Raw genomic sequence first — 24,825 nt, 5'->3', positions numbered from 1 at the left:
ATGAACGTCGAGGACCTCGTAGCGATCGACGTCCACACCCACGCGGAGGTGTCCTCCAAGGGTCACTCCTCCCTGGACGACGACCTGCACGACGCCTCCTCCGCGTATTTCAAGGTCGAGGGCAAGCGCAAGCCGACCCTGGAGGAGACCGCCGCGTACTACCGCGAACGGAAGATGGCCGCCGTGATCTTCACGGTCGACGCCGAGTCCGCCACCGGCACCGAGCCCGTCCCCAACGAGGAGGTCGCCGAGGCGGCCGCCGCCAACCCGGACGTGCTGATCCCCTTCGCCTCCATCGACCCCTTCCGGGGCAGGGCGGGGGTGCGGCAGGCCCGGCGGCTGGTCGAGGAGTACGGGGTGAAGGGCTTCAAGTTCCACCCCAGCATCCAGAGCTTCTTCCCCAACGACCGCGCGGTGGCGTACGACCTGTACGAGGTGATCGAGGAGACCGGCACCATCGCCCTGTTCCACACCGGGCAGACCGGCATCGGCGCCGGCGTGCCCGGCGGGGGCGGGATCAGGCTCAAGTACTCCAACCCCCTCCACGTGGACGACGTCGCCGCGGACTTCCCGCACCTGAAGATCATCCTGGCGCACCCGTCCTTCCCCTGGCAGGACGAGGCGCTCGCCGTCGCCACGCACAAGCCGGGCGTGCACATCGACCTGTCCGGCTGGTCGCCGAAGTACTTCCCGCCGCAGCTCGTGCAGTACGCGAACACGCTGCTGAAGGACAAGGTCCTCTTCGGCTCCGACTTCCCCGTCCTCACCCCCGACCGCTGGCTCGCCGACTTCGAGAAGCTGACGATCAAGGACGAGGTCAAGCCGAAGATCCTCAAGGAGAACGCCGCCCGCCTGCTTGGGCTGACGAGACCGTAAAGGGGCGCGAAGATGCGCAATGAGGGACTGGGGTCGTGGCCCGCACGCCGGGCCCGCAAGACCCCGCACCGCACCGCCCTGATCCACGGCGACACCACGTACACGTACGCGCGGCTGTACGACCGCACGACAGGCCTCGCCCACGCCCTGCGCGCCCGGGGCGTGCGGCGCGGCGACCGGATCGCCTACCTCGGGCCCAACCACCCCTCCTACCTGGAGACGCTGTTCGCGGCGGGCACGCTCGGCGCGGTCTTCGTGCCGCTCAACATCCGCCTCGCCGGGTCCGAGATCGCCTACCAGCTCGCCGACTCCGGTGCCAAGGCACTCGTCTACGGTCCCTCGCACGCCGGACTCGTCGCGGGACTGCCGGGCGACACGGACGTCCGGACCTACATCGAAGTGGGCGCCGAATACGAGGCGGCGCTCGGCGACGCCGCCGAGGAGCCGATCGACGCGCCGGTCACCGCTGACGACACCTGCATCATCATGTACACCTCGGGGACCACCGGCCGCCCCAAGGGCGCGATGCTCACCCACGGCAACCTCACCTGGAACGCGATCAACGTCCTGATCGACCACGACCTGATCGCCGACGAACGCGCCCTGGTCTCCGCGCCGTTGTTCCACACCGCCGGCCTGAACATGCTCACCCTGCCCGTGCTGCTCAAGGGCGGCACCTGCCTCCTGGTCGAGGCCTTCGACCCGGACGCCACCTTCGACCTGATCGAACGGCACCGGATCACCTTCATGTTCGGGGTGCCGACGATGTTCGACCAGATCGCCCGGCATCCGCGCTGGCCGGACGCGGACCTGTCGTCCCTGCGCATCCTGACCTGCGGCGGCTCCCCGGTGCCGACCCCGCTGATCGCCGCCTACCAGGAACGCGGCCTGACCTTCCTGCAGGGCTACGGCATGACCGAGGCCGCGCCCGGCACCCTGTTCCTGGACGCCGAGCACGCCGTGCACAAGGCGGGTTCGGCGGGCGTACCGCACTTCTTCAGCGACGTACGGGTCGTACGGCCGGACCTCGCACCGGTCGACGTCGGTGAGACCGGCGAGGTCGTGGTGCGCGGGCCGCACGTCATGCCCGGCTACTGGGGGCTGCCCGAGGAGACGGCCGCCTCCTTCGCGGACGGCTGGTTCCGCAGCGGGGACGCGGCCCGCGTCGACGAGGACGGGTACGTGTACATCGTCGACCGCATCAAGGACATGATCATCTCCGGCGGCGAGAACATCTACCCCGCCGAGATCGAGGACCAGCTCCTCGCCCACCCGGACATCGTCGAGTGCGCGGTCATCGGCGTGCCCGACGAGCGGTGGGGCGAGGTGCCGCGCGCGGTCGTCGTGCCCCGCGAGGGCGCGAAGCTCGACTGCCGGGAGGTGCTCGCCTCGCTGGCCGGACACCTCGCCAAGTACAAGATCCCCAAGTCGGTGGTGGTCGCGGACGAACTGCCGCGCACCGCCTCCGGAAAGCTCCTGAAGTCCCGGGTCCGCTCCCGGTACGGCACTCCCTCCAGCTAAGGACATCTGCATGAGCATCACCGTCAACGGCCTCGACGAACTCAAGAAGCTCGCCGGGAGCGACCTCGGCACGAGCGAGTGGATCGAGGTCACCCAGGAGCGCATCGACACCTTCGCCGACGCGACCGGAGACCACCAGTGGATCCACGTGGACCCCGAGCGCGCCAAGGAAGGGCCGTTCGGCGCCCCGATCGCACACGGCTATCTCACGCTGTCCCTCTTCATCCCGCTGTTCACCGAGCTGCTGGACGTCCAGGGCGTCACCACCAAGGTCAACTACGGCCTGAACAAGGTGCGGTTCCCCTCGCCGGTGAAGGTCGGCTCCCGCATCAGGCTGGCCGGGAGGCTGGCGGACGTGGAGGATGTGCCGGGCGGCGTGCAGATCACCGTCGACGGCACGATCGAGATCGAGGGCGGCGCCAAGCCGGCCGCCGTCCTGCAGAGCCTGTCCCGCTTCTACGCCTGACAGCGCTCAGCCGCGTACGGGCACGAGGTCGAGCAGACGTTCCGAGGCGTTCTGGGCAGGCGGCGCGAGCCGGTCGTACACCGCCCGGAACGTCTTCTCGGCCTGCTCGGCCGGCCAGTCGTCGGGGAGGTGCTTGACCGGCAGCCGCGGATCGCGCCGGATGATCTGGAGCCACTCGGCCTGGAGCCGCAGCCGCAGGACGAGAGCCTCGTCGCTGTCCGGCTGCCGCCGCTCCCACGGCTGCCAGCGGCCGTACGAACGTCTCGTAGCGCGCGGCCAGGTCGGACAGCTACGCGGGGAGGCCCAGCTCGGCCACCAGCGCCGACACGTCCACCTCGCCCGGCGCGATCCACAGGCCGCTGAACAGCGGGCCGAAGCCGCTCCAGGTGAGCTGGGAGCGCAGGTCGTGGCGCTGGCGCTGCCAGGCGGGGGATGTCAGCGGGGGCAGCAGGGGCGCCGGCGGGGGTGTCAGAGAACGCGCAGCGTCCAGCTCCAGCGGTGGACCCCGGGCGGGACGAGGTACGACGCGGAGGTGTCGGGCCCGCACGACGCCGTGCCCAGCCCGCGGTGCGCCGCGTCGAGGTGCACCACGCACCCGGCGCGCGGCACCAGTTGGTCGTGGTGGGCGGCCGCCGCGAGGCCGGCGGCCCGGTGCCGGGTGACGGACACCTGCCGCGGCTCGTCCAGGCGTACCGCCAGGCCGGTGGCGTCCGGCGCGGACAGCGTGAAGTGCCGTACGCCGTGCCGCCCGCCGCTCTCCTGCGGCCGCAGATAGGGGGTGAACAACTCGTCCACGGGGACCGAGTGGTGGCCGACGGGCGCGCCCGCGGCGCGGTCCGGATACGACTCCCAGGGGCCCTGCCCGAACCACTCCAGCAGGTTCAGCCCGGCCACCGTCTCGAACACCGAGCCGACCCGCGCCACGTCGTTCAGCACCTCGGGCAGGTCGGCGCCCTCCTCGACCAGGATGCCGCCCTCGACCGCGGTGAACACCTGCTCGTGACGGACGGTCCCGGCCGGGCAGACGTAGTCGGCGAGGACGGTCACCCGGCCGCCCGCGCGGTGCACGTCGACGATCTTGCGCTCGGGAGCGTCCAGGCCCCACTCCCGCCAGCGTGCCGCCATGCCGCCCAGCTCGTCGTTGTCGGTGGGCGCCCGCCACAGCGACAGCGTCGGGGCGGCCGTCAGCAGCGGATGGACCAGCAGCCCGTCCGTGTCGACCTCGACGGAACGGTTCCGCACCGGTACCGGGTCCCTGCGGGCCGGTGACCGCAGCCGCACCTGCGGCAGGCACACCACCGTGCCGCGCGGCGCCCACGGCTCGTCCGCCGCGGTGGTCACCCGCAGCGTCAGCCAGGCCTCGCCGCCGTCCCGGGGCAGCTCGAACGGCAGCGGCACCGCCGCCGACTCGCCCGGACACAGCGTGGGCAGTTCGGCCGGGGCGGTCAGCCTCCGGCCGTCCTCCAGCGCCAGCTCCCATTCGGCGGACAGCCACTCCAGACCGCGGAAGTGCTGGTGGTTGCCGAGCACGATGCCCTCGTGCCGGAAGCACTCGATCCGCACCGGAGCCGCGATCTCCCGGTGCTCGAACAGAACCGGCTTGGGCGCGCGGTCCGGGAAGACCACACCGTCGGCGATGAACGCGCCGTCGTGGACCGTCTCCCCGAAGTCGCCGCCGTACGCCCACCGGTGGCCCGGCGCGGCGACCCCTCCCTGGTACAGCCCGGCGCCCCCACGCCCGGCCGGTCTTCCGTCGTTCACACGCTGGAGGATGCCGTGGTCCCAGAACTCCCAGATGAAGCCGCCCTGAAGACCCGGGGTGGACTCGATGGCCGCCCAGGTGTCGGCGAGGGTGCCGTTGCTGTTGCCCATGGCGTGCGAGTACTCGCACTGGATGAGCGGCTTGGTCTGGCTCCCGGACAGCGCGTGCGCGACGCAGTCCTCGATCGGCGCGTACATCGGGCAGGCGATGTCGGAGGCGACGTCCGGGTCCGCCCAGCCGCGTTTGGCGGCGCCCTCGTACTGGAGGGGCCGGGTCGGATCGTGCCGGCGCACCCAGCCCGCCGCCGCGTCGTGGTTCGCGCCGTAGTCGGACTCGTTGCCCAGCGACCAGACGATGACCGACGGGTGGTTCTTGTCCCGCAGCACCATCCGCGCGACCCGGTCCACGAAGGCGTTCAGATAGCGCGGGTCGTCGGCGATCTCGTGCGCGTGGTCGTGGGACTCGATGTCCGCCTCGTCGACGACGTAGAAGCCGAGCTCGTCGGCGAGGTCGTACAGCGCCGGGTCGGACGGGTAGTGGGAGGTGCGGATCGCGTTGAAGCCGAACCGCTTGAGCAGGACCAGGTCCGCGCGCAGGTCGTCGTACGACACGGTCCGTCCCGTCAGCGGATGGAAGTCGTGGTGGTTCACACCACGGATGAACACGCGCTCGCCGTTGACGAGCAGGTCCCGGCCCACGATCTCCACGTCGCGGAAGCCGATCCGGTGCCTGGAGGTGTCGGCGACGGTGCCGTCGGCGTGGTGCAGGCGGACGGTCAGGCCGTACAGGCCGGGCGTCTCGGCGGTCCAGGGGCGCACGCCGGGGACGGTGGCCCGCAGCCGGGCCTCGCCGAGGAAGTCGGAGACACGGTCGTCCTCGGCGTTGATCCGGTCGAACTCCGCGTCCTGCGCCAGCAGATGCCCGTCCAGATCACCGGTGACGTACCAGCCCTCGGGGAGGGCACCGCGGGTGTCCCGCACGTGACAGTCGACGCGCAGGTCCCCGTCGTACCGCGCCCGCACGGTCACGTCGGCCAGGTGCAGCGGGTCGGTCGCACACAGCAGCACCGAGCGCGTCACGCCCCCGTGCCACCACTGGTCCTGGTCCTCGATGTGCGAGGCGTCCGACCACTTCACGACCGTCAGCCGTACGACGGCCCGCTCGCCCGGCGTCACCAGCCCGGTGAGGTCGAACTCGGCGGCCAGGTGGGAGTCCTTGGAGATTCCGGCCGGCCGCCCGTCCACGTGCACCAGCAGCACGCTCTCGGCGGCGCCGACCTGAAGCACGACACGGCGGCCGGACCACTCGGCGGGGACGTCGACCGCGCGCTCGTAGACGCCCGTCGGGTTGGCGGGTGGCGACGCGGGCGGGAACTCGGGGAACGGCATACGCACGTTGGTGTACTGCGGCAGGTCGTCCGTGTCCTGCATGGTCCATACGCCCGGCACGTGAGCCGACGACCATGCACTGCCGACCGGCGCGTCCGGAGCGGACAGCAACTGGAAGCACCAGTCGCCGTCCAGGGAGAGCGCTCCAGCGCGCCGGTCGACGGCGTTCATCGGCAGCCGCCCCCAGGAGGTGACCTCGGGTGCCTCCCAGGGGCGCAGGGCGATCAGGGGATCGGCGGGGTGAGGGCTGCGGAGTGCGTCGGTCATGACCGTTCCGGAGTCGGTGGTGACGTGGGGGACGTTGAGCTGTGCCCCAGGGCGCGGCCCTGCAGGCCCCAGCCGGGGTCGACGGGGATGCCGAGGCGGTCCAGGACGGTGGGGGCGATGTCGATGAGGCGGGGCGTGTCGAGCCGGGTGCCGTCAGGCCTGCCGGGCTCGGCGAGGATGACGAAGACCTCCCGCTCGACACGGGTGTCGCCGCCGTGGCCGCCGGTGTCCAGGTGACGTGCCGGTCACCCCGTGACGGTCGGGCCACACCCCGGTCAGCACGCTCGACCAGCCGGGCCCGGAGTCGGTGTAGGCCACGCTGGTCGACGGCCCGTCCTCGGCCTGGCCGTCCGCCTCGCCGTAGGGCAGCAGGCTGGTGCCGTGGGCGCCCGCGGCCATCAGGCCGTGCAGCACGGGTGCGGTGGATGGCTCGCGGGTGAGCAGGTCGAAGCGCAGGCCGTCCATGCCGACCACGAGCACCTTGCCGTGCGCGGTGCTCTCGGTGTCGATGTCCGCCACTGGTTGCCTCTCTCGTTGCTCGTGCCTGCTGCACCGGCCCAGTACCAAGAGCTCGGGACCGACCGCCGGTTCTTGGCTGCGGGCCCGCTGTGGCTGGTCGTGCAGGTCCCCGCGCCCTTTCGGGGCGCGTCTCTTCGGGTCAGCTGCCCTGCACTGCTCCCTCGGTGGCGCCCGCGATGAAACCGCGGGCGAAGATGGTGAAGACCACGATCAGCGGGATGGACGCCATGAGCACGCCGGCCATGACCATGCTGTAGTCGGTGGTGTGGCCGACATGGAGCTGGGCGAGCTGCACCTGGAGAGTGACGTGGCTGGGGTCGGTGAGCACGACGAGCGGCCAGATGTAGTCGTTCCAGGCACCGACGAAGGCGTAGATGGCGAGGAACGACAGCGCGGGCTTGATCATCGGCAGCACGACGTTCCGGTACTGGCGGAAGAACCCGGCGCCGTCGATGCGCGCGGCGTCGAGGAGTTCGTCCGGCACGCCGTTCTCCACGTACTGGCGCAGCCAGAAGATGCCGAAGGCGTTGGCGAGGGCGGGCGGGATCAGCGCCTTGAGCGTGCCGACCCAGCCTATGTCGGACATGAGGATGAACTGCGGAAGGACGGCCAGCTGGAGCGGCAGCATCATGAACCCCACCAGCGTGGCGAACAGCACCCGGCGTCCGGGAAAGTCGAACTTGGCGAAGGCGAAGGCCGCCAGGGAGTCGATGAACAGGACCAGGACCGTGGTGACGGACGCGACGACGACCGTGTTCAGCATCGAGCCGAAGAAGTCGATGGTGTCGAGCACGTGCCGGACGTTCTCCAGCAGGTGGGAACCGAAGGTCAGCTTCGGCGGGCTCTTGTAGATGTCCTGGGTGGTGTTCGTCGCCATGACGATCGTCCACACGAACGGGAAGACCGAGATCAGGACGGCCAGGACGAGGACGATGTGTGCGGTCAGGCCCTTGGGGCGCCGGGACCGCCTCGTGACCGCTGCGGTCATGACTTCCTCCCGCGCTGCACGATGCGCCAGTTGACGACGACCAGCACCAGGATCAGCACGAAGAAGGCCCACACGATGGCTGCGCCGTAGCCGTAGTCGTTGCTGAGGAAAGCCGACTGGTAGAAGTACAGCAGCGTGGTCAAGCCCGCCTGACCGGGGCCGCCGAGGTTCTGGTTCGCGGCGTTGTTGGCGAACAGGACCTGGGGTTCGCTGAAGCTCTGCAGGCCGTTGATGGTCGAGATGATGACGGTGAACAGGATGATGGGCCGCATGATCGGCATGGTGATCTGGAAGAAGGTACGGACGGGCCCCGCGCCGTCCATCCGGGCCGCCTCGTAGATCGACTTCGGGATGGCCTGGAGACCGGCCAGGTAGATGATCATGTTGTAGCCGGTCCACATCCAGGTCATCAGCAGCGCGATGACCAGTTTGATCAGCCACGGATTGCTCAGCCACGGGACGGGACCGATGCCGACCGTGCCCAGGATCGCGTTGACCAGGCCGAAGTTGTTGCTGAACACCGCGCCGAAGAAGATCGACACGGCGACGATCGAGGTGACGTTCGGCAGGTAGAGGGCGATGCGGTAGAAGCCCTTGAAGCGGCGCACCGAATGCAGCAGCGCCGCCAGCACCAGGGCGCCGAACAGCGTGGGAACGGTGGACAGCACCCAGATCACCAGCGTGTTGCGGATCGACAGCCAGAAGACCGGGTCCGACCACAGGAACCGGAACTGCTCCAGGCCCACGAACTGCATGGTGCCCAGGCCGTCCCAGCGCTGGAAGGCCAGATACAGCGAATAGAAGACCGGGAAGAACGAGAAGGCGATGAAGATCAGGAAGAAGGGCGAGATCGCCAGGTACTGCCGCCAGTAGGACAGCACCCCGCGACGCCTGGGCCGCAAGGTGCCCGCGGGCGGCGTGCGCCGCGGGCGGAAGCGGGCCCGGCCCGGCCCGCCGAGGTGCTGGGGCACCCCGGCGGAACCGGTGACCGGAGGTGACGACACCTCAGTTCACCCCCTGTCGCCGGGCGATCTGCTTGGCCTGGCTGACCGCGTCGTTCCAGGCGTCCTCGGGCTTCTTGCCCTTGGCCTCGATGCTGCTCAGCTCGGTGAAGTAGGGGGCCATGACGGCGGCGTCGGCGGGCGCCTCGTAGTTGGAGGGGATGGCCTTGGCGGCCGGGCCGAACACCTCGATGACCTTCTGCCCGCCGAAGAAGGGGTCGGGCTGCGTCATCGCCGGCATGGAGTACGCCGCCGGAGCGGCGGGGAAGATGGCGGCGTCGGTGAAGCCGCGGGCGTCGTTGGCCGGGCTGAGAATCCAGCTGATGATCTTGAAGGCCTCTTCGGGGTTCCGGCACTGCTTCGGCAGGGCCAGGTAGGAGCCGCCCTGGTTGGCCGGTCCGCCGGGCGTCGCACAGACCCGCCACTTGCCCTTGGTGTCCGGGGCCGCCTGCTCGATGTCCAGCGCGTGCCAGGCCGCGCCGAGTTCGGTGCTCAGGCTCTTGCCGATGGCGGCGTTCCAGGTGTTGTCGTTGATCTTGGCGTCGATGCCCAGGGTGTAGGGGCGGAGCGCGGTGCTCCACGCGGCGCGGATGTGGTCCTGGTCGCCGATGAAGTGGTTGTCCTTGTCGATGAACCGCTCGGTGCCCTGGCCGACCGCGATGTTGAACACCGAGCTGATGTTGTTGACCAGGTGGGTGCCGGGCACCGCCTTCTTCAGCTCGGCGCCGAGCGCGAAGTAGTTCTCCCAGGTCCTGGCCTCGGCGGCGACCTTGGCCGGGTCGGTGGGCAGCCCGGCCTTGGCGAACATGTCCGCGCGGTAGAAGAGTGCGGTGGGGCCGATGTCGATCGGGAAACCGATCTGCTTGCCGTCCTCGGTCTGCGCGAGCTTGGTCTTCCAGTCCAGGTACTGGGACGAGATCTTCTTGAAGCCCAGGTCGTTCAGGTCGAGGAAACGGCCGGCGTTGGGCAGGAAGGACGCCATGTCCTCGCCCTTGATGCCGGTGATGTCGGGCACGGAGCTGCCCGCCGCGAGGGTGGTGGTGAGCTTCTGCTTGAAGTCGCCGCCGATGGAGGCGACGGTCAGCTTGACCTGGCTGCTGAAGTGCGTCCTGGCCTCCGCGACCACCTTGTCGCTGAGCGCGCCACCCCAGTACCACAGGGTGAGGTTCTTGCCGTTCTTGGTGCCGCCCGATCCTGAGCCGCCGCCGCATGCGACGGTCAGGCCGGAGGCGGCCGCGGTGAGCGCGGCGGCCTGGAGGAAGCCTCTACGGGAAAGGTCCACGGGTCACTCCTGTTGTTCCTGTTCGACGTGCTGAGGGGTTGTGCGGGGTACTGCGGGGTTGTGCGGGGTACTGAGGGGTGGTGAGAGGTGCCGAGGGCTGTGAGATGCGCTGAGGGCTGTGAGAGTCAGCGGCCCCGTCCGGGGCGCATGGGCCGACGGGTCAGTGACGGGCCGGCGGAGTGACCGGGGCGTGGTGCACGGGCGGGCCGACGTAAGCCGGGATGCGGTCGGCCAGAAAGCCGTACGCGCGTCGCAGTTCGGGGTCCTTCAGCGTCCGCCACCAGCGCTCGACGCCGTACCAGCCGGGGGCCGCCAGCGCGCCCCCGTGGCGCCGTACGGACAGACCGGCGGCCAGTGCCGCGAACCGTAGCCGCTCCGCCAGCGGCCAGCCGCCGAGCGAGGCCGCGACGAAGCCCGCGCCGAAGACGTCCCCGGCGCCCGTCGCGTCCACGACATCGATGTCCAGCGCGGGGACGTCCGCGTACTCGCCGGTCGTCTGGTCGACGGCGACCGCGCCGGCGCCGCCGCGGGTGACCACGACGACCGGCACCAGCTCCGAGAGCGTGCCGAGCGCCGCGACCGCGCTGTCGGTGCGGGTGTAGGCCATCGCCTCGGTCTCGTTCGGGAGGAAGGCGTGGCACAGGGAGAGCTGGTCCAGCAGGCCGGTGGACCACTGCTGGGTGGGGTCCCAGCCGACGTCGGCGTAGATCTGCGTGCCGTTCGCGGCCGCCTTGGCGAGCCAGGCGCGGGGTTCGGCCTCGATGTGCACGAGGGCGGTGCGCGCCTCGGGAGGGTCGCCCACCAGCGCGTCCTGCGAGTACGGGGGCTCCTGTCCGTGGGTCACCAGGGCCCGGTCGCCTGCGTGGGCGATGGCGACGGTGACCGGGGTGGGCCAGCCGTCCGCGGTGCGGGACAGGGAGAGGTCGACGCCCTCCTGGTCGTCGAGGACGTCCCGGCAGTACTCGCCGTAGAAGTCGTCGCCGAAGACCGTGGCCAGGGAGGTCCGCAGGCCGAAGCGGGCGGCGGCCACCGCCAGGTTGGCGATGCCGCCCGGGCCGCAGCCCATCCCCGCCGTCCAGACCTCCTCGCCGGGCGTCGGCGGCTTCCCGAGCCCCGTGAGGACGAGGTCGTAGAAGAGCAGCCCGGTCAGCAGCACATCGGGCCGGTCGTCGTCCACGGATGCGTCCTCTCGTCTCGGGACTCCCGTTCGGGAGAGCTCGTCAAAACTCTTCAATACGGTGAGCGGAATCGTGCGCTGCTCGGCGAGATTGGTCAATACCCGAGCAGAATCGAGCATGGAAATGATTGAAGATGACGAGTAGTGTGCACGCCGTGCTGGCAGAACGACGACATCAACTCATCCTCCGGGCCCTGCGCTCCGGCGGCCCCGCGGCCGTGACCGATCTCTCCGAGCAACTGGGTGTGAGCCCTGCCACGATCCGGCGTGACCTGGTCAAACTGGAGGAGGAGGGCCTGCTCACCCGGGTGCACGGCGGCGCCGTCGTCGACGAGGGCGACCAGCCCTTCGCCGAGGTGGCCGAGATGCGGGTGCCCGAGAAGGACGCCATAGCCGCGCACGCCGCGGCGATGGTCGCCGACGGCCAGTCCGTGCTGCTCGACATCGGCACCACCGCCTACCGGCTGGCCCGCCAGCTGCACGGCCGCCGGCTCACAGTGATCACCAGCAACCTGGTGGTCTACGAGGAGCTGGCCGACGACGAGGGCATCGAGTTGGTGCTGCTCGGCGGCATGGTCCGCCGCGAGTACCGCTCCCTGGTCGGCTTCCTCACCGAGGACAACCTGCGCCAGCTGCACGCCGACTGGCTCTTCCTCGGCACCAGCGGGGTGCGGCCGGGCGGGCAGGTGATGGACACGACGGTTGTGGAGGTGCCGGTCAAGCGGGCCATGATCAAGGCCGGTGAGAAGGTCGTTCTGCTCGCCGACTCGGCGAAGTTCCCGGGTACGGGGATGGCGAAGGTCTGCGGTCCCGAGGACCTGGACGTGGTGGTGACGAACGCGCCGGTCGGCGCGGCGACCCGGTCCTCCCTGGAGGAGGCGGGCGTCGAGGTGATCGTGGCAGGAGAGGTGCAAGCGTGAAGCTGACGATTCTGGGCGGCGGCGGGTTCCGGGTGCCGCTCGTGTACGGGGCGCTCCTCGGGGACCGCGCCGAGGGCCGGGTGAGGCACGTCGTCCTGCACGACCTCGACGCCGGGCGACTGGATGCGGTCACCCGTGTCCTGCGGGAGCAGGCGGCCGGGGTGCCCGACGCCCCCGAGGTCACCGCCACCACCGACCTCGACGCGGCACTGCGCGGCGCCGACTTCGTGTTCTCCGCGATCCGCGTCGGGGGCCTGGAAGGCCGCGCCCACGACGAGCGGGTGGCGCTCGCCGAGGGCGTCCTCGGCCAGGAGACGGTCGGGGCGGGCGGCATCGCCTACGGCCTGCGGACCGTGCCGGTCGCCGTGGACATCGCCCGGCGGGTGGCCCGGCTCGCCCCCGACGCCTGGGTGATCAACTTCACCAACCCGGCCGGCCTGGTCACCGAGGCCATGTCCCGCCACCTCGGCGACCGAGTCATCGGCATCTGCGACTCGCCGGTCGGCCTCGGCCGCCGTATCGCCCGGGTGCTCGGCGTGAAGAACCCGGGCGAGGCCTGGATCGACTACGTCGGCCTCAACCACCTCGGCTGGGTGCGCGGCCTGCGCGTCGCCGGCCGCGACGAGCTGCCGCGCCTGCTCGCCGACCCCGACCTGCTCGGCTCCTTCGAGGAGGGCAAGCTCTTCGGCACCGACTGGCTGCGGTCCCTGGGCGCGATCCCCAACGAGTACCTGCACTACTTCTACTTCAACCGCGAGGCCGTCCGCGCCTACCAGCAGGCCGAGAAGACCCGCGGCGCCTTCCTGCACGATCAGCAGGCCCGCTTCTACGCGCGGATGAAGGACCCGGACGCCCCCGCCCTGGAGATCTGGGACCGCACCCGCGCCGAACGCGAGGCCACCTACATGGCCGAGAACCGCGAGACGGCGGGCGCCGGCGAACGCGACGAGGACGACCTGTCCGGCGGCTACGAGAAGGTGGCCCTCGCGCTGATGCGGGCCATCGCCCGCGACGAGCGCACGACGCTGATCCTCAACGTCCGCAACCGCAGCACCCTGTCGGTCCTCGACACCGAGGCCGTCATCGAGGTCCCGTGCCTCGTCGACGCCAACGGCGCCCACCCGGTCGACGTGGACCCGCTGCCCGGCCACGCCACCGGCCTGGTGTGCGCGGTCAAGGCGGTCGAGCGCGAGGTGCTGGGCGCCGCCGAGTCCGGCTCCCGTACGACGGCGGTGAAGGCGTTCGCGCTGCACCCGCTCGTCGACTCCGTGAACGTGGCCCGCCGCCTCGTCGAGGGCTACACCTCCGTCCACCCGGGCCTGTCCTACCTTAGGTAAGCGCCGTAGCAAGCGCTTCACCCCGCTGTCTGCCTCCCTGGATTCCTGGAGACTCTTCATGCACGACGAACGCCGCCGGATCGAGGAGCGCGTCGAGCGCGTCCACACCCAGCGCATCAAGCCCGCGATCTACGCGGCCACCGTCCCCCTCACTGTCGAGGCCTGGCAGGCGCCGGGGGAGCCGGTCCCCTTCGAGGAGGCGGCCGCGGCCCCGTACGAGCCCTTCGCGACGGGCACCCCGTGGGGCCCGCCCTGGGGCACCACCTGGTTCCGGATGCACGGGCAGGTGCCCGCCGACTGGACCGGCCGGCGCGTCGAGGCCGTCATCGACCTCGGCTTCGTCGGGGACTGGCCCGGCAGTCAGGCCGAGGCCCTCGTCCACCTGCCCGACGGCACGCCGCTGAAGGCCGTGAACCCGCTCAACCAGTACGTGCCGATCGCCCACCCCGCCGCGGGCGGCGAGGAGATCCGCTACCTGGTCGAGGCTGCCTCCAACCCGGACATCCTGGCGAACAACTTCGCCGGCCCCACGCTCATGGGCGACGTCCTGACGGCCGGCGACCGCCCGCTGTACACCTTCCTCCGCGCCGATCTCGCCGTCCTCGACGAGCAGGTCTGGCACCTCGACCTCGACCTCCAGGTGCTGCGCGAGCTCATGGTCCACCTCGGCGAGCACGAGCCGTGCCGCCACGAGATCATGCACGCCCTGGACCGGGCCATGGACACCGTGGACCTCGACGACGTCTCCGGCAGCGCCGCGGCCGTCCGCGAGGTGCTCGCGCCCGTCCTGGCCAAGCCCGCCCACGCCAGCGCCCACACCGTCTCCGGCGTCGGGCACGCGCACATCGACTCCGCCTGGCTGTGGCCGATCCGCGAGACCAAGCGCAAGACGTCGCGGACGTTCTCCAACGTCACGTCCCTGGCCGACGAGTACGACGACTTCATCTTCGCCTGCTCGCAGGCCCAGCAGTACGAGTGGGTGCGCGACAACTACCCGCACGTGTGGGCGCGCATCCAGGAGTCGGTGAAGAAGGGTCAGTGGGCGCCGGTCGGCGGCATGTGGGTCGAGGCCGACGGCAACCTGCCCGGCGGCGAGGCGATGGCCCGCCAGTTCATCCACGGCAAGCGGTTCTTCATCGAGCACTTCGGCATCGAGACCAAGGGCGTGTGGCTGCCGGACTCCTTCGGCTACACCGCCGCCTACCCGCAGCTGGCCAAGCTCGCCGGCAACGAGTGGTTCCTGACCCAGAAGATCTCCTGGAACCAGACGAACAAGTTCCCGCACCACACCTTCTGGTGGGAGGGCATCGACGGCACCCGTATCTTCACCCACTTCCCGCCGGTCGACACCTACAACGCCCGGTTCAGCGGCGAGGAGATGGACCGCGCCGTGCGCAACTACTCGGAGAAGGGCGGCGGTACCCGCTCCCTCGCTCCCTTCGGCTGGGGCGACGGCGGCGGCGGACCCACCCGCGAGATCATGGAGCGGGCCCGCAGGCTCGCCGACCTGGAAGGCTCGCCCAAGGTCGTGGTCGAGCACCCCGACGAGTTCTTCGCCAAGGCCCGCGAGGAGTACCCGGACGCCCCGGTCTGGAACGGCGAGCTCTACCTGGAGCTGCACCGCGCCACCTACACCTCCCAGGCCCGCACGAAGCAGGGCAACCGCCGCTCCGAACACCGGCTGCGCGAGGCCGAGCTGTGGGCGACGACGGCCGCGCTGCACGCGCCGGGCTACGCCTACCCGTACGAGAAGCTCGACCGCCTGTGGAAGACGGTCCTCCTGCACCAGTTCCACGACATCCTGCCGGGCTCGTCGATCGCCTGGGTGCACCGGGAGGCGGAAGCCGAGTACGTCCGCGTCGCCCGCGAACTGGAGGAGCTGACGGCCGAGGCGGTCGCCGCACTGGGCGGCGGCACGGCCCGCGTGTTCAACACCAGCCCGTACGACCGTGCCGAGGTGGTCCGCACGGCCGAGGGCGCACCGGTGTACGTGGAGGTGCCCGCGAGCGGCAGCGCGCCCCTGACCGCCGCCGCGCAGGCACCGGCCCCCGTGACCGTCACCGGCCGTGTCCTCGACAACGGGCTGGTCCGGGTCGAGCTCGCCGAGGACGGCACCCTGTCGTCCGTCCGCGACCTGCGCGCGGACCGCGAAGTCCTCGCCGGCCAGGGCAACCTGCTCCGCCTGCACACGGACCTGCCCAACTACTGGGACGCCTGGGACATCGACAAGCACTACAAGAACCGCTTCACGGACCTGCTGGACGCCGAGTCGGTCACGGTCGTCGAGGAAGACCCGCTGGTCGGGGCGATCAGGGTCGAGCGGGCCTTCGGCAGGGGCTCGCGCATCACCCAGACGATCACCCTGCGCGCCGGCAGCCCCCGCATCGACATCGAGACCGACATCGACTGGCACGAGGCCGAGAAGATCCTCAAGGCGGCCTTCCCGGTGGACATCCGGGCGCCGCACTCCTCCGCCGAGATCCAGTTCGGCCACATCCAGCGGCCCACCCACACCAACACCAGCTGGGAGGCGGCCCGCTTCGAGGTCGCCGGCCACCGCTGGGTGCACATCGGTGAACCCGGCTACGGCGTCGCGGTGATCAACGACTCGACGTACGGCCACGACGTGAGCCGCACGGTCCGTGAGGACGGTGGCACGACCACCACGGTCCGCCTCAGCCTGGTCCGCGCCCCGCGCATCCCGGACCCCGAGGCCGACCAGGGGCGGCACCGCTTCACGTACGCGCTGCTGCCGGGTGCGAGTATCGCGGACGCGGTCGCCGAGGGCTACGCGCTCAACCTCCCGCTGCGGGTGGCGGACGCGGCGGGCGCCCCGGAACCGGTCGTCTCCGTCGAGGGCGAGGGCGTGACCGCCGAGGCGGTCAAGCTCGCCGACGACGGCTCCGGCGATGTCGTCGTACGGCTCTACGAGTCCCGCGGTGGCCGCGCGCGGGGCGTGCTGCGCACCGGCTTCCCGCTGGCCGGTGCCCAGGCCACCGACCTGCTGGAACGGCCGCTTGAAGACGTGCAGCTCACCGGCGAGGCAGCGGTCCCCGTCGCGCTGCGGCCGTTCCAGGTCCTGACGCTGCGCCTGCGGAGGGGCTGACGCATGCCCAGCCAACCCTGGTTCACCGACGCCAAGTTGGGGATCTTCATCCACTGGGGCATCTACGCCGTCGACGGCGTCCAGGAGTCCTGGTCGTTCTACGACGACATCGTCCCCTACGACCAGTACATGTCCCAGTTGGACCGCTTCACCGCCGCCCGCTACGACCCGCGCGCCTGGGCGAAGCTCTTCGCGCGGGCCGGCGCCAAGTACGCCGTGCTGACCAGCCGCCACCACGACGGTGTCGCCCTGTGGGACACCGCGTACGGCGACCTGAACATGGGCCGCGACCTGATCGCGGGCTACACGGACGCGCTGCGCGAGCAGGGCCTCAAGGTCGGCCTGTACTACTCCCACTCGGACTGGAGCCACCCCGACTACGCCTCCACGCGCAAGCCGGGACGCCCACCGGAGCAGGAGGACAACCGGTACTCCGAGGTCGCGGCCGAGGACGAGGACCTGGCGGCCTGGGAGAGGTTCCTCGCCTACCGGGACGGCCAGATCCGCGAACTCACCAGCCGCTACCGGCCCGACCTGATGTGGTTCGACGGCGAATGGGAGCGCAGCGAGGAGCAGTGGCGCATCCGTGAGCTGGCCGCGCTGATCCGCTCCGAGGTGCCGGACGTCGTCCTCAACGCCCGCATGCTCAGCGAGGGCGACTACGCCACCCCCGAACAGGGCGCTCCCGTCGTGCCGCCCGAGGGCCCCTGGGAGCTGTGCCTGACGCTCAACGACTCCTGGGGCTTCCAGCACCACGACCGCAACCACAAGTCGGTCGACCAACTGGTCCGCTACTTCACCGAGACGATCGGCGGCGGAGGCAACCTGCTGCTCAGCGTCGGCCCGCGGGAGGACGGCACGATCCCGGCCGAGCAGGCCGCGCGGCTCGAAGGGCTCGGCGACTGGATCGCCAAGCACGCGGAGGCGGTGTACGGGACGGTGCGCGGGCTGCCCGCCGGCCACCACTACGGCCCGAGCACCCTGTCGGCGGACCGGCGCACCCTGTACCTGATGCTCTTCGACGCCCCGCGCGCCGAGATCAACGTCCGGGGCCTGCTCGGCTCGGTGCGCCGGGTCTCGGTGCTGGGCAGCGGGAGCGAGCTGGCTCACCGGGTCACCGGCGGCCTGCACGAAACCCCTGGAGTGCTCTGGATCGAACCGCCCCCAGCGGCGGAACTCGACCCGCACGCCACCGTGCTGGCCGTCGAACTGGACGGCGAGCTGGAGCTGTACCGCGGCTCGGGCCGCTTCTGACGGAGTAACTCTGCCGGAGGAATTCTGACGAACAATTAAGAAAACGGTAAGTCGGCAGGTCACGGCGGGTCTCTCCACCGTCGTGACCCTTGCCGGTCTCCTCCGCGACACCTGAAGTTCGCCCGGAACCCCTGTGATCCCAGGGGCAAGGCGAGAGAAAGGTGCCACCGTGCGAGACCCCCGTATGTCCGCGATCGGCAAGGGACTGAAGCGCCGCGGCAGACTGATGGTCCAGGCGGTGAGCCCGCCGAAGCGCACCCTGAACGCGATGCCCGCACAGCGGCCGGCCCAGGACGACTACGTGGCCCCGCGCGCCCCGCGCCTGGTCAAGTCCCCGGTCTTCGTGCTGTCGTCGGTGCGCTCCGGATCCACCCTGCTGCGCGTGCTGCTCAACAGCCACAGCCGGATCCGCGCCCCGCACGAGATGCATCTGCGCACGCTGCACGTCCACCTTTCCCGCGAGTTCACCGCGGAGGCCATGAAGGCGCTCGAACTCGACAAGGACGAGCTGGAGCACGTCCTGTGGGACCGGGTGCTGCACATCGAACTCAGCCGCAGCGGCAAGGACGTCATCGTTGACAAGACGCCGCCGAACACCCTCATCTGGCCCCGGCTGCACCGGTGTTGGCCCGACGCCCGCTATATCCTGCTGCTGCGCCACCCGGGCGCGGTCATCACGTCCCTCACCCAGCGCCGTACGGACCCCGACCCGGAGGAGATCCGCGCCGAGGTCCTGAACTACAGCGAGAAGCTGGAGGAGGCGCGGCAGAACCTCGACGTCCACGTGATCACCTACGAGGACCTCACCGCCGAGCCGGAGACGGTCACCCGGGGCATCTGCGCGTACCTCGGGGTGGACTGGGAGCCCGGCATGCTCGACTACGGCAGCAAGGACCACGGCGCCTTCCGCCCCCAGCTCGGCGACTGGTCCAGCACCATCAGGTCGGGCCGCATCCAGAGCGCCCGCGGGGCCGACACAGAGGTTGAACTCCCGCCGCGGCTCGCCGAGTTGGCGGAGGCCTGGGGCTACCCGGCCGGTTAGGGTTGCGAAAGCGGCGCCTGCCGCGACGCCACTTTCGCAACAGTTCCTACAGCGGCAGCGCCTGGGCCGCCCCGACCGAATCGGCCGGCGTGGCGGGCGTGCGCACCGCCGGCCGCAACGGTTCCGCCGCCTGCGCCCGCCGCTGGAGCAGCGACACCGGCCGCAGCGGGCGCGGCCCGGACACCACCGTGTAGTCCTGCCCCAGGAACGGCGGAGCCACCTCGCCCGGGTCCTCGCCCAGCGCCAACTGAACGGCGGCCCAAGGGGCGTTGACGCCGCACAGGGAGACCTGGTGCAGCCCTCCCGCCGGGCGCGTGTTGACGTCCATCAGCACCGGCCGGTCACCGAGCATGCGGAACTGGATGTTGGACAGGTGGTGCAGGCCGAATCCCTCCGCGATCCGCCGGGCCGGCTCCAGCCACTGCTCGTGCAGGGTGAAGCCCCGCCGGCGGCCGTTCTTGGTGCGCCCCACGGCCATCCGGATCCGGTTGTCCGGGCCGGTGAGACAGTCCACCGACACCTCGGGCTGCTCCAGCCGCGGCATCACCAGCCAGTCGACCGGCTCGTCGGCCGCGCGCACCGCCTCCAGCACCAGATCGAGCGGCACGTACGGGCTGGGGAACCCGCTCAGTTGCATGAGCGAGAAGGCGGAGCGCGTGATCACGCGGAAACCCACTCCGCCCGCGCCGGACGACGGCTTGAAGCACGCCTTGTGCCCGTGCGTCTCCAACTCATCGACGGCGGCGAGGAGTTCGTCGGCCGAGCGGACCCGCCACCACGGCGGCACGGGTACGCCGATCTCCCGGACCGCCTCGTAGGCGATCACCTTGTCCTGGAAGACGGCCACCGCCTCCGGCGGCGGCGCCAGCAGGGCCGTGCCGGCCGCCTCGAACTCGGTGCGGTGCGCTGCGATCGCCGCCTGGTGCAGCCGGGGCACGAACACGTCGATGCCGCGCCGCGCGCACTGGTCCAGCGCGTACTCCACGTACGCGGCCGGGGACAGGCCCTCCGGCTCCAGTTCGGCGGTGTCGGCGGCGGCCAGCACGGGGGAGTCGGGGTCGCCGTGCGTGGCATGGATGTCGACGGCCCGGTCGCTGGGATTTCTCCGCAGCTGATCCATGAAGAACACGTTCTCCGCGTACGTGCGGTTGAGCCAGACGCGTACGCGAGAGACCATGCAGGCCGCCTTTCACGGTTCGCGGGCAGGGCTCAGCGGCCCGTGCCCGGGCAGGGTTGAAGGGAGGAACACCACGGCGCCCCGCGGAAGGGGACGTTCGGGACGGTGGTGTTTGGGGCGATCATAGGGCCTCGGCGGGCTCCGGCGTGCAACACGCGTGTTACGGATTTTCCGATCATGCGCCCCGTTTGCCGCCGGTGCCCCACCCGGACCAGGTCCGTGCGGATCATGGCCCGCGATCACCGTACCGGCCGGTCCGGCCTTGTCCGCCAGGCGTGGATGTGATCTCGTGGTCCTTCGTTCGGGTGCACAAAGGGGGCGTGAGGTGACGTTGACGGCCGGTGGCGCCGCCCAGCTGTGGGGGATCAGCGATCTGCACATCGGCTACGCCGAGAACCGCGAGCTGGTCGAGCGGATGCACCCCGAGTCGGACGACGACTGGCTGCTCGTGGCCGGGGACGTCGCGGAGACCGTGGCCGACATCCGCCGGGCCCTCAAGACGCTCGCGAGCCGCTTCCGCAAGGTCGTCTGGGCGCCCGGCAACCACGAGCTGTGGACCCACCCGAGGGACACCGTCACCCTGCGCGGCGTCGCCCGCTACGACCACCTGGTCGAGATGTGCCGCGAACTCGGCGTGACCACGCCCGAGGACCCCTACCCCGTCTGGGACGGCCCCGGCGGACCGGTGGCCGTCGCCCCGCTGTTCCTGCTGTACGACTACTCGTTGCTGCCGGCCGGGTGCGCCACCAAGGAGCAGGGCCTCGAGTACGCGCACGGCACCGGGATCGTGTGCAGCGACGAGTTCCTGCTGCACCCCGACCCCTACCCGAGCCGCGAGGACTGGTGCCGGGCACGGGTCGAGGAGACCGCGCGCAGACTCGCCGCACTCCCGGACGGCCTGCCCACGGTCCTGGTCAACCACTATCCGCTGGACCGGCACCCGACGGACGTCCTGTGGCACCCCGAGTTCGCCATGTGGTGCGGCACCCGGCTCACCGCGGACTGGCACCACAGGTTCCGCGTCCACATCATGGTCTACGGCCATCTCCACATCCCGCGGACCACCTGGCACGAAGGCGTCCGCTTCGAGGAGGTGTCCGTGGGCTATCCCCGCGAGTGGCGCAGGCGAACTCAGCCACCGGGACGGCTGCGCCGCATCCTGCCCGGGGAGCCGGCGGCGGCGAGGAAGGGCGAGGACCGGTGATCGAGGAACTGCTGCCCGACGCGGTGGTCACCGTCGAGGCGTACGGCCAGGACGCCGCGGACGCGCCGCTCCACCCCGAGGAGGCGGAGCTGGTGGCGCGCGCGGTGTCCAAGCGGCGCCGGGAGTTCGCCGCCGTACGCTCCTGCGCCCGGCGCGCCATGGAGAAGCTCGGCGTGCCGCCGCAGCCGATCCTGCCCGGCGAGCGCGGCGCCCCGCGCTGGCCCGCCGGGCTGGCCGGCAGCATGACCCACTGCGACGGCTACTGCGCCGCCGCGCTGGTCCGGGCCGGCGACCTCGCCTCGCTCGGCATCGACGCCGAACCCGACGGGCCGCTGCCGGACGGCGTCCTGCCCTCGGTGTCCCTGCCGGCCGAGGCCGAGCGGCTGCGCCGGCTCACCGCGCACCTGCCCGGCGTCGCCTGGGACCGGCTCCTGTTCAGCGCCAAGGAGTCCGTCTACAAGGCGTGGTTCCCGCTCACCGGGAAGTGGCTGGACTTCATGGAGGCCGACGTCGAGATCTCCGTGCTCCCCGGCGAGCGTGCGCGCGGTGTCTTCCGGGCCACGCTCCTCGTACCGGGCCCGCAGGTCGGCGGCGAGCGCGTCACCCACTTCGACGGCCGCTGGACCGTGCAGCGGGGGCTGGTGGCGACCGCGGTGACCGTTCCCCACCGCTGACCCCGGGCCGCCGCGCGACGCGACCCGGGGTCGCCGCGGTCACCCCGCGGCGTCAGGGCTACGGGCACCAGCTGTGCAGCAGCCGGAAGAACGCCTCCTCGTTGCCGGTCAGGCCTGCCCGCGCCAGCGCCTGCTCCGCCTCGGCGAGCACGGCGGGCGGGACGACGGGCGGGTGGTGGGCGTCGGGCGGGCCGGCCGCGGTGTCGAAGGCGGCTCGGACCGTGTGCAGCAGCCGCAGATAGGCCTGGACGGCGGTGCGCTCACGGTCGGTCAGTACGGCGGTCGGCATGGGTCGGCTCTCCCCGTGTCGTCGACAAGGTCTGTCAATGGCTCCCGCGCCGGTCCGGCGCGCACGCCCCGCACAGCGGTGGCGCATCTCCAGCTTGCCGCCCACCACTGACAATCGGGCTTTGCTACGCGTCCGTTCGCCCGCTCAGCGGAGGCCGAAACCTCACCGGAACCTCCCGGGGAAACAGCCTTCTACGCCGGTGGGAAGGCTTTCGGCCGCCTTTGCGCGGCCACGGAAAAGCGAGGTGAGCCGGTGGTCGCTCGAACCGGCTTCGCTCGGCTCGCGCGGGGGCGCCCCCCATCGCCGCCGACGGGGCCCGCCCGGACCTCGCCTGCACCCACACCGTGATCGCCCCCGACCTGCTCGGCCACGGCGCCTCCGACAAGCCGCGCGCCGACTACTCCGTGGCCGCGTACGCCAACGGCGCGCGCGATCTGCTCAGCACGCTCGGCATCGAGACCGCGACCCTCGTCCGGCACTCCAACTGCTCGCCCTCGTCGAGGACTTCGTCGCGGATACGACCCAGGCTGACTGGAGCCGCGAGCACTGGCCCGGCCTGCTGCGCACGGGCCGTCCCGGCACCCCCGCAGGCCACCCCGGCGGCGCCCGCAGCCGGGCCGCGGAACGCGAGACCGTCGCGTGGAGATCGGCGGTGTCGTCGAGCAGCCGGGCGGCGACCGCGGCGCCCTCGACGTGGTGGGCGCAGTGCCCGGCCTTCATGTGCCACAGCTCGTGGCCGAGGATCACCAACTGGTGGTCGGGCGCGGTGCGTTCCTCGACGACGACGAGGCCTGACCGTCCATGTCGAGCCACAGACCGCTCGCGGTCCCGGGCGGGAAGGCGGCCGTACGGAAGAGCACCGGGCGGCCGCGGCGTCTGCTCATCGCGTCGCACAGCGCCGCGTACAGCTCGGCGGGCCGCGCCGGGGCGGGCAGCGTCAGCTCGGCGACCAACTCGCCGCACAGGCGGCGCATTTCCCTGCCGATGCCCACAGCTCTCCCCCTGAGTCAGAACTCGGGCCGCTTGACGCTCTCCAGGAGCATGTCCAGCCATTCCGCGACCTTGTCGCGGTGCTGGTCGGTGGGCAGCTGCGCGGCCCGCCAGGCGATACCGCGCACGCCGTGGTCCTGCAACAGCCGCTCCAGCGGGTCGTCGGCCGCGGCGGCGGCCGCCCGCTCCCGGTCGGCGAGCTGCTGCAGCAGCTCCTGCTCGGTGTGCTGCAGGGCGCTCGCCAGCGCCTCGGGGTCCTCGGCCGTGAGGAATCCGGCGTGCACCCGGAAGAAGCGCTGGATGGCGTCGCAGTGCTCCATAGTGGGCCGCCGGTCGCCGTTGATCAGGGCACCCGCCTGCTGCCGCGACATGCCCGCGCCGTCGGCGATCTCCTGCTGGGTGTACTTGCGTCCGTTCGGCTTCAGCCGGGTGCGCCGCAGCAGGTCCAGCCGCTGCACGAACCGGGCCTGCACATCGGGCTCGCCCGCGGGCCAGCCGCTCAGCAGGGCCTTGACCACGGACTCCGGGACGCCGGAGGCGGCGGACAGCCGGGCGACGTCGAAGACCTCGGCGTGCGGCACGCCGAGCCGGTCGGCGAGTGCGGTCACGCGGGCGACGACGGCCGGCAGCGCGGACGTCGGCACGGCACCCGGACTCTCGAAGCCACCCGTCACCGACAGATCTCCTACATCTCTCACGGGATTCTCACAAACGGATGCCACCAGTATCCCGGCGTGAACTTCCGGGAGAGTAGCCGGTGTTTCGAACTCACATCCAGGTCTCGCCACAACTGTGGCCAATTTCAGCCGTCAACCGTCATGAAATGCCACGATAGTTGACATGCCTCGCGTCCGAGCAGCAGGATCGGGGCGCCGCGTGAAAGCCGCAGAGGCATAAGGGGTGACCTCCCGATGGCGTATCAGGCAGGAGGGCAGCGGCCGGCACCGCAGCCCGTCCCCGGGACTCCCGAGGCCCGGGCGTACGTACAGGACTACGCCACGCTTCTGGAAGCCGTCCCCTTCCCCTCCTTCGTCGTCGACCACTGCTGGGACGTGGTCCTGGCCAACAGCGCGTTCCGGACGCTTTTCCGCGGCGTCGGCCCGCATCCGACGGCCATGCCGGGCGACAACTTCCTCAGGTTCGTGCTGTTCCACCCGGACGCCTGCGAGGTGCTGGGCGAGCACGAGTCGAGCTGGTGCCTGCCGATGCTCGCGGACTTCGCCGCCGCTGTGGAGCACCGCGGCCACGACCACGTGCTGCAGGCCATCCGCCGCGACATCGCCCAGGACCCGATCATGGAGGCCGCCTACCGGCAGGGCCTGCCGTACTGGATCCGCGCGGTCGGCGCGGAGGCCGCACGCCACGACGGCGCCGTACGGCCCATCCAGCACCCCGACCCGCGCTGGGGCGCCACCGACTGCCGCATCGTCGTCGAGTCCCCCGCGTCCCTGCACGACCTGGGATACACGCGGCTGACCCTGGTGCTGCGCGAGACGCGCCGCGCCCCTGCCCGGCGCCGTACCGCCCCCCACCTGAGAGTCGTCCCGGCCGCCGACTGACCGCCGCCGGAAGCCCTGCGCGCACC

19 protein-coding genes and 4 pseudogenes are annotated in these 24,825 nt (G+C 71.2%); 12 read left to right on the top strand and 11 right to left on the bottom strand.

The features are described from left to right. The 3 genes from H8R17_RS04930 to H8R17_RS04920 are packed head-to-tail and all read left to right on the top strand — an operon-like array spanning window position 1 to window position 2,863. Window positions 1-876, top strand: a complete 876-nt coding sequence (locus tag H8R17_RS04930; protein ID WP_187821876.1) for an amidohydrolase family protein — start codon at window positions 1-3, stop codon at window positions 874-876. 12 nt (window positions 877-888) lie between these two features. Further along, complete coding sequence (locus tag H8R17_RS04925; protein ID WP_187821875.1) at window positions 889-2,397, top strand: long-chain fatty acid--CoA ligase; 1,509 nt, start codon at window positions 889-891, stop codon at window positions 2,395-2,397. Between the two features lie 10 nt (window positions 2,398-2,407). Continuing rightward, entirely contained in the window at window positions 2,408-2,863 is a 456-nt protein-coding gene (locus tag H8R17_RS04920) for a MaoC family dehydratase (RefSeq protein ID WP_187821874.1), read from the top strand. Window positions 2,864-2,869: 6 nt separating this feature from the next. Here H8R17_RS04920 and H8R17_RS04915 read toward each other — a convergent pair. The 7 genes and pseudogenes from H8R17_RS04915 to H8R17_RS04885 all read right to left on the bottom strand — a co-directional run. Further along, window positions 2,870-3,290, bottom strand: a pseudogene (locus H8R17_RS04915) (PaaX family transcriptional regulator C-terminal domain-containing protein); the annotation flags it as partial. A gap of 41 nt (window positions 3,291-3,331) precedes the next feature. After that, on the bottom strand, window positions 3,332-6,280 hold the full coding sequence (locus H8R17_RS04910) for a glycoside hydrolase family 2 TIM barrel-domain containing protein (protein WP_187821873.1): 2,949 nt from the start codon (window positions 6,278-6,280) through the stop codon (window positions 3,332-3,334). Next, window positions 6,277-6,745 (bottom strand): annotated as a pseudogene (locus H8R17_RS04905) (alkaline phosphatase family protein). The gene H8R17_RS04910 and the pseudogene H8R17_RS04905 overlap by 4 nt, the downstream one beginning before the upstream one ends. A 193-nt stretch (window positions 6,746-6,938) precedes the next feature. Beyond that, window positions 6,939-7,787, bottom strand: a complete 849-nt coding sequence (locus H8R17_RS04900) for a carbohydrate ABC transporter permease (RefSeq protein ID WP_187821872.1) — start codon at window positions 7,785-7,787, stop codon at window positions 6,939-6,941. Further along, window positions 7,784-8,668 carry a carbohydrate ABC transporter permease gene (locus H8R17_RS04895; RefSeq protein WP_187821947.1) on the bottom strand — a complete coding sequence of 295 codons (885 nt, stop codon included), beginning with the start codon at window positions 8,666-8,668 and terminating at the stop codon, window positions 7,784-7,786. Before H8R17_RS04895 ends, H8R17_RS04900 begins: the two co-directional genes overlap by 4 nt. A 124-nt stretch (window positions 8,669-8,792) precedes the next feature. Next, complete coding sequence (locus tag H8R17_RS04890; protein ID WP_187821871.1) at window positions 8,793-10,070, bottom strand: ABC transporter substrate-binding protein; 1,278 nt, start codon at window positions 10,068-10,070, stop codon at window positions 8,793-8,795. A 160-nt stretch (window positions 10,071-10,230) separates the two neighbouring features. Continuing rightward, window positions 10,231-11,247, bottom strand: coding sequence for a carbohydrate kinase family protein (locus tag H8R17_RS04885; RefSeq protein ID WP_187821870.1), 1,017 nt, complete (start codon window positions 11,245-11,247; stop codon window positions 10,231-10,233). Between the two features lie 155 nt (window positions 11,248-11,402). Between H8R17_RS04885 and H8R17_RS04880 the strand changes: the two genes are divergently transcribed. The 5 genes from H8R17_RS04880 (at window position 11,403) to H8R17_RS04860 (ending at window position 18,906) form a co-directional block, all read left to right on the top strand. After that, a complete protein-coding gene (locus H8R17_RS04880) occupies window positions 11,403-12,167 on the top strand; it encodes a DeoR/GlpR family DNA-binding transcription regulator (protein ID WP_187821946.1) in 765 nt (254 codons plus the stop codon). Beyond that, window positions 12,164-13,504 (top strand): 6-phospho-beta-glucosidase, encoded by a 1,341-nt coding sequence (locus H8R17_RS04875; RefSeq protein ID WP_187821869.1) that lies wholly within the window; start codon window positions 12,164-12,166, stop codon window positions 13,502-13,504. The genes H8R17_RS04880 and H8R17_RS04875 overlap by 4 nt, the downstream gene beginning before the upstream one ends. 58 nt (window positions 13,505-13,562) lie before the next feature. Further along, complete coding sequence (locus tag H8R17_RS04870) at window positions 13,563-16,610, top strand: glycoside hydrolase family 38 C-terminal domain-containing protein (protein ID WP_187821868.1); 3,048 nt, start codon at window positions 13,563-13,565, stop codon at window positions 16,608-16,610. A 3-nt stretch (window positions 16,611-16,613) separates the two neighbouring features. Beyond that, the gene (locus H8R17_RS04865; protein WP_187821867.1) at window positions 16,614-17,864 is read left to right on the top strand and encodes an alpha-L-fucosidase; all 1,251 of its coding nucleotides are present in this window, start codon (window positions 16,614-16,616) and stop codon (window positions 17,862-17,864) included. 169 nt (window positions 17,865-18,033) lie between these two features. Continuing rightward, a complete protein-coding gene (locus H8R17_RS04860; protein ID WP_316959307.1) occupies window positions 18,034-18,906 on the top strand; it encodes a sulfotransferase in 873 nt (290 codons plus the stop codon). 46 nt (window positions 18,907-18,952) lie between these two features. On the opposite strand, the gene H8R17_RS04855 is transcribed toward H8R17_RS04860, so the two are convergent. Further along, window positions 18,953-20,083, bottom strand: coding sequence for an ATP-grasp domain-containing protein (locus H8R17_RS04855; protein ID WP_187821866.1), 1,131 nt, complete (start codon window positions 20,081-20,083; stop codon window positions 18,953-18,955). 325 nt (window positions 20,084-20,408) lie between these two features. Here H8R17_RS04855 and H8R17_RS04850 point away from each other — a divergent pair, with 325 nt between their 5' ends. Beyond that, window positions 20,409-21,287 (top strand): metallophosphoesterase, encoded by an 879-nt coding sequence (locus H8R17_RS04850; protein ID WP_187821865.1) that lies wholly within the window; start codon window positions 20,409-20,411, stop codon window positions 21,285-21,287. Further along, a complete protein-coding gene (locus tag H8R17_RS04845; protein ID WP_187821864.1) occupies window positions 21,284-21,961 on the top strand; it encodes a 4'-phosphopantetheinyl transferase superfamily protein in 678 nt (225 codons plus the stop codon). The genes H8R17_RS04850 and H8R17_RS04845 overlap by 4 nt, the downstream gene beginning before the upstream one ends. 58 nt (window positions 21,962-22,019) lie before the next feature. Here H8R17_RS04845 and H8R17_RS04840 read toward each other — a convergent pair whose 3' ends face one another. Beyond that, a complete protein-coding gene (locus H8R17_RS04840; protein WP_187821863.1) occupies window positions 22,020-22,250 on the bottom strand; it encodes a hypothetical protein in 231 nt (76 codons plus the stop codon). A gap of 320 nt (window positions 22,251-22,570) precedes the next feature. On the opposite strand from H8R17_RS04840, the pseudogene H8R17_RS46350 reads away from it, so the two are divergent. Continuing rightward, window positions 22,571-22,732: pseudogene (locus tag H8R17_RS46350) on the top strand (alpha/beta fold hydrolase); the annotation flags it as partial. Here the strand turns inward: H8R17_RS46350 and H8R17_RS04830 are convergent. Both H8R17_RS04830 and H8R17_RS04825 read right to left on the bottom strand, forming a co-directional pair. Then, a pseudogene (locus H8R17_RS04830) lies at window positions 22,689-23,224 on the bottom strand (toxin-antitoxin system, toxin component). The pseudogenes H8R17_RS46350 and H8R17_RS04830 sit on opposite strands and share 44 nt — an antisense overlap. A gap of 33 nt (window positions 23,225-23,257) precedes the next feature. Continuing rightward, entirely contained in the window at window positions 23,258-23,914 is a 657-nt protein-coding gene (locus H8R17_RS04825; protein WP_187821862.1) for a helix-turn-helix transcriptional regulator, read from the bottom strand. A 237-nt stretch (window positions 23,915-24,151) separates the two neighbouring features. Here H8R17_RS04825 and H8R17_RS04820 point away from each other — a divergent pair, with 237 nt between their 5' ends. Further along, window positions 24,152-24,799, top strand: coding sequence for a hypothetical protein (locus H8R17_RS04820; protein WP_187821861.1), 648 nt, complete (start codon window positions 24,152-24,154; stop codon window positions 24,797-24,799). Window positions 24,800-24,825: the final 26 nt, after the last annotated feature.

This window comes from Streptomyces sp. TRM68367 (assembly GCF_014495685.1).
Classification (GTDB): domain Bacteria; phylum Actinomycetota; class Actinomycetes; order Streptomycetales; family Streptomycetaceae; genus Streptomyces.
This window is presented reverse-complemented; position numbering and strand designations above follow the sequence as displayed.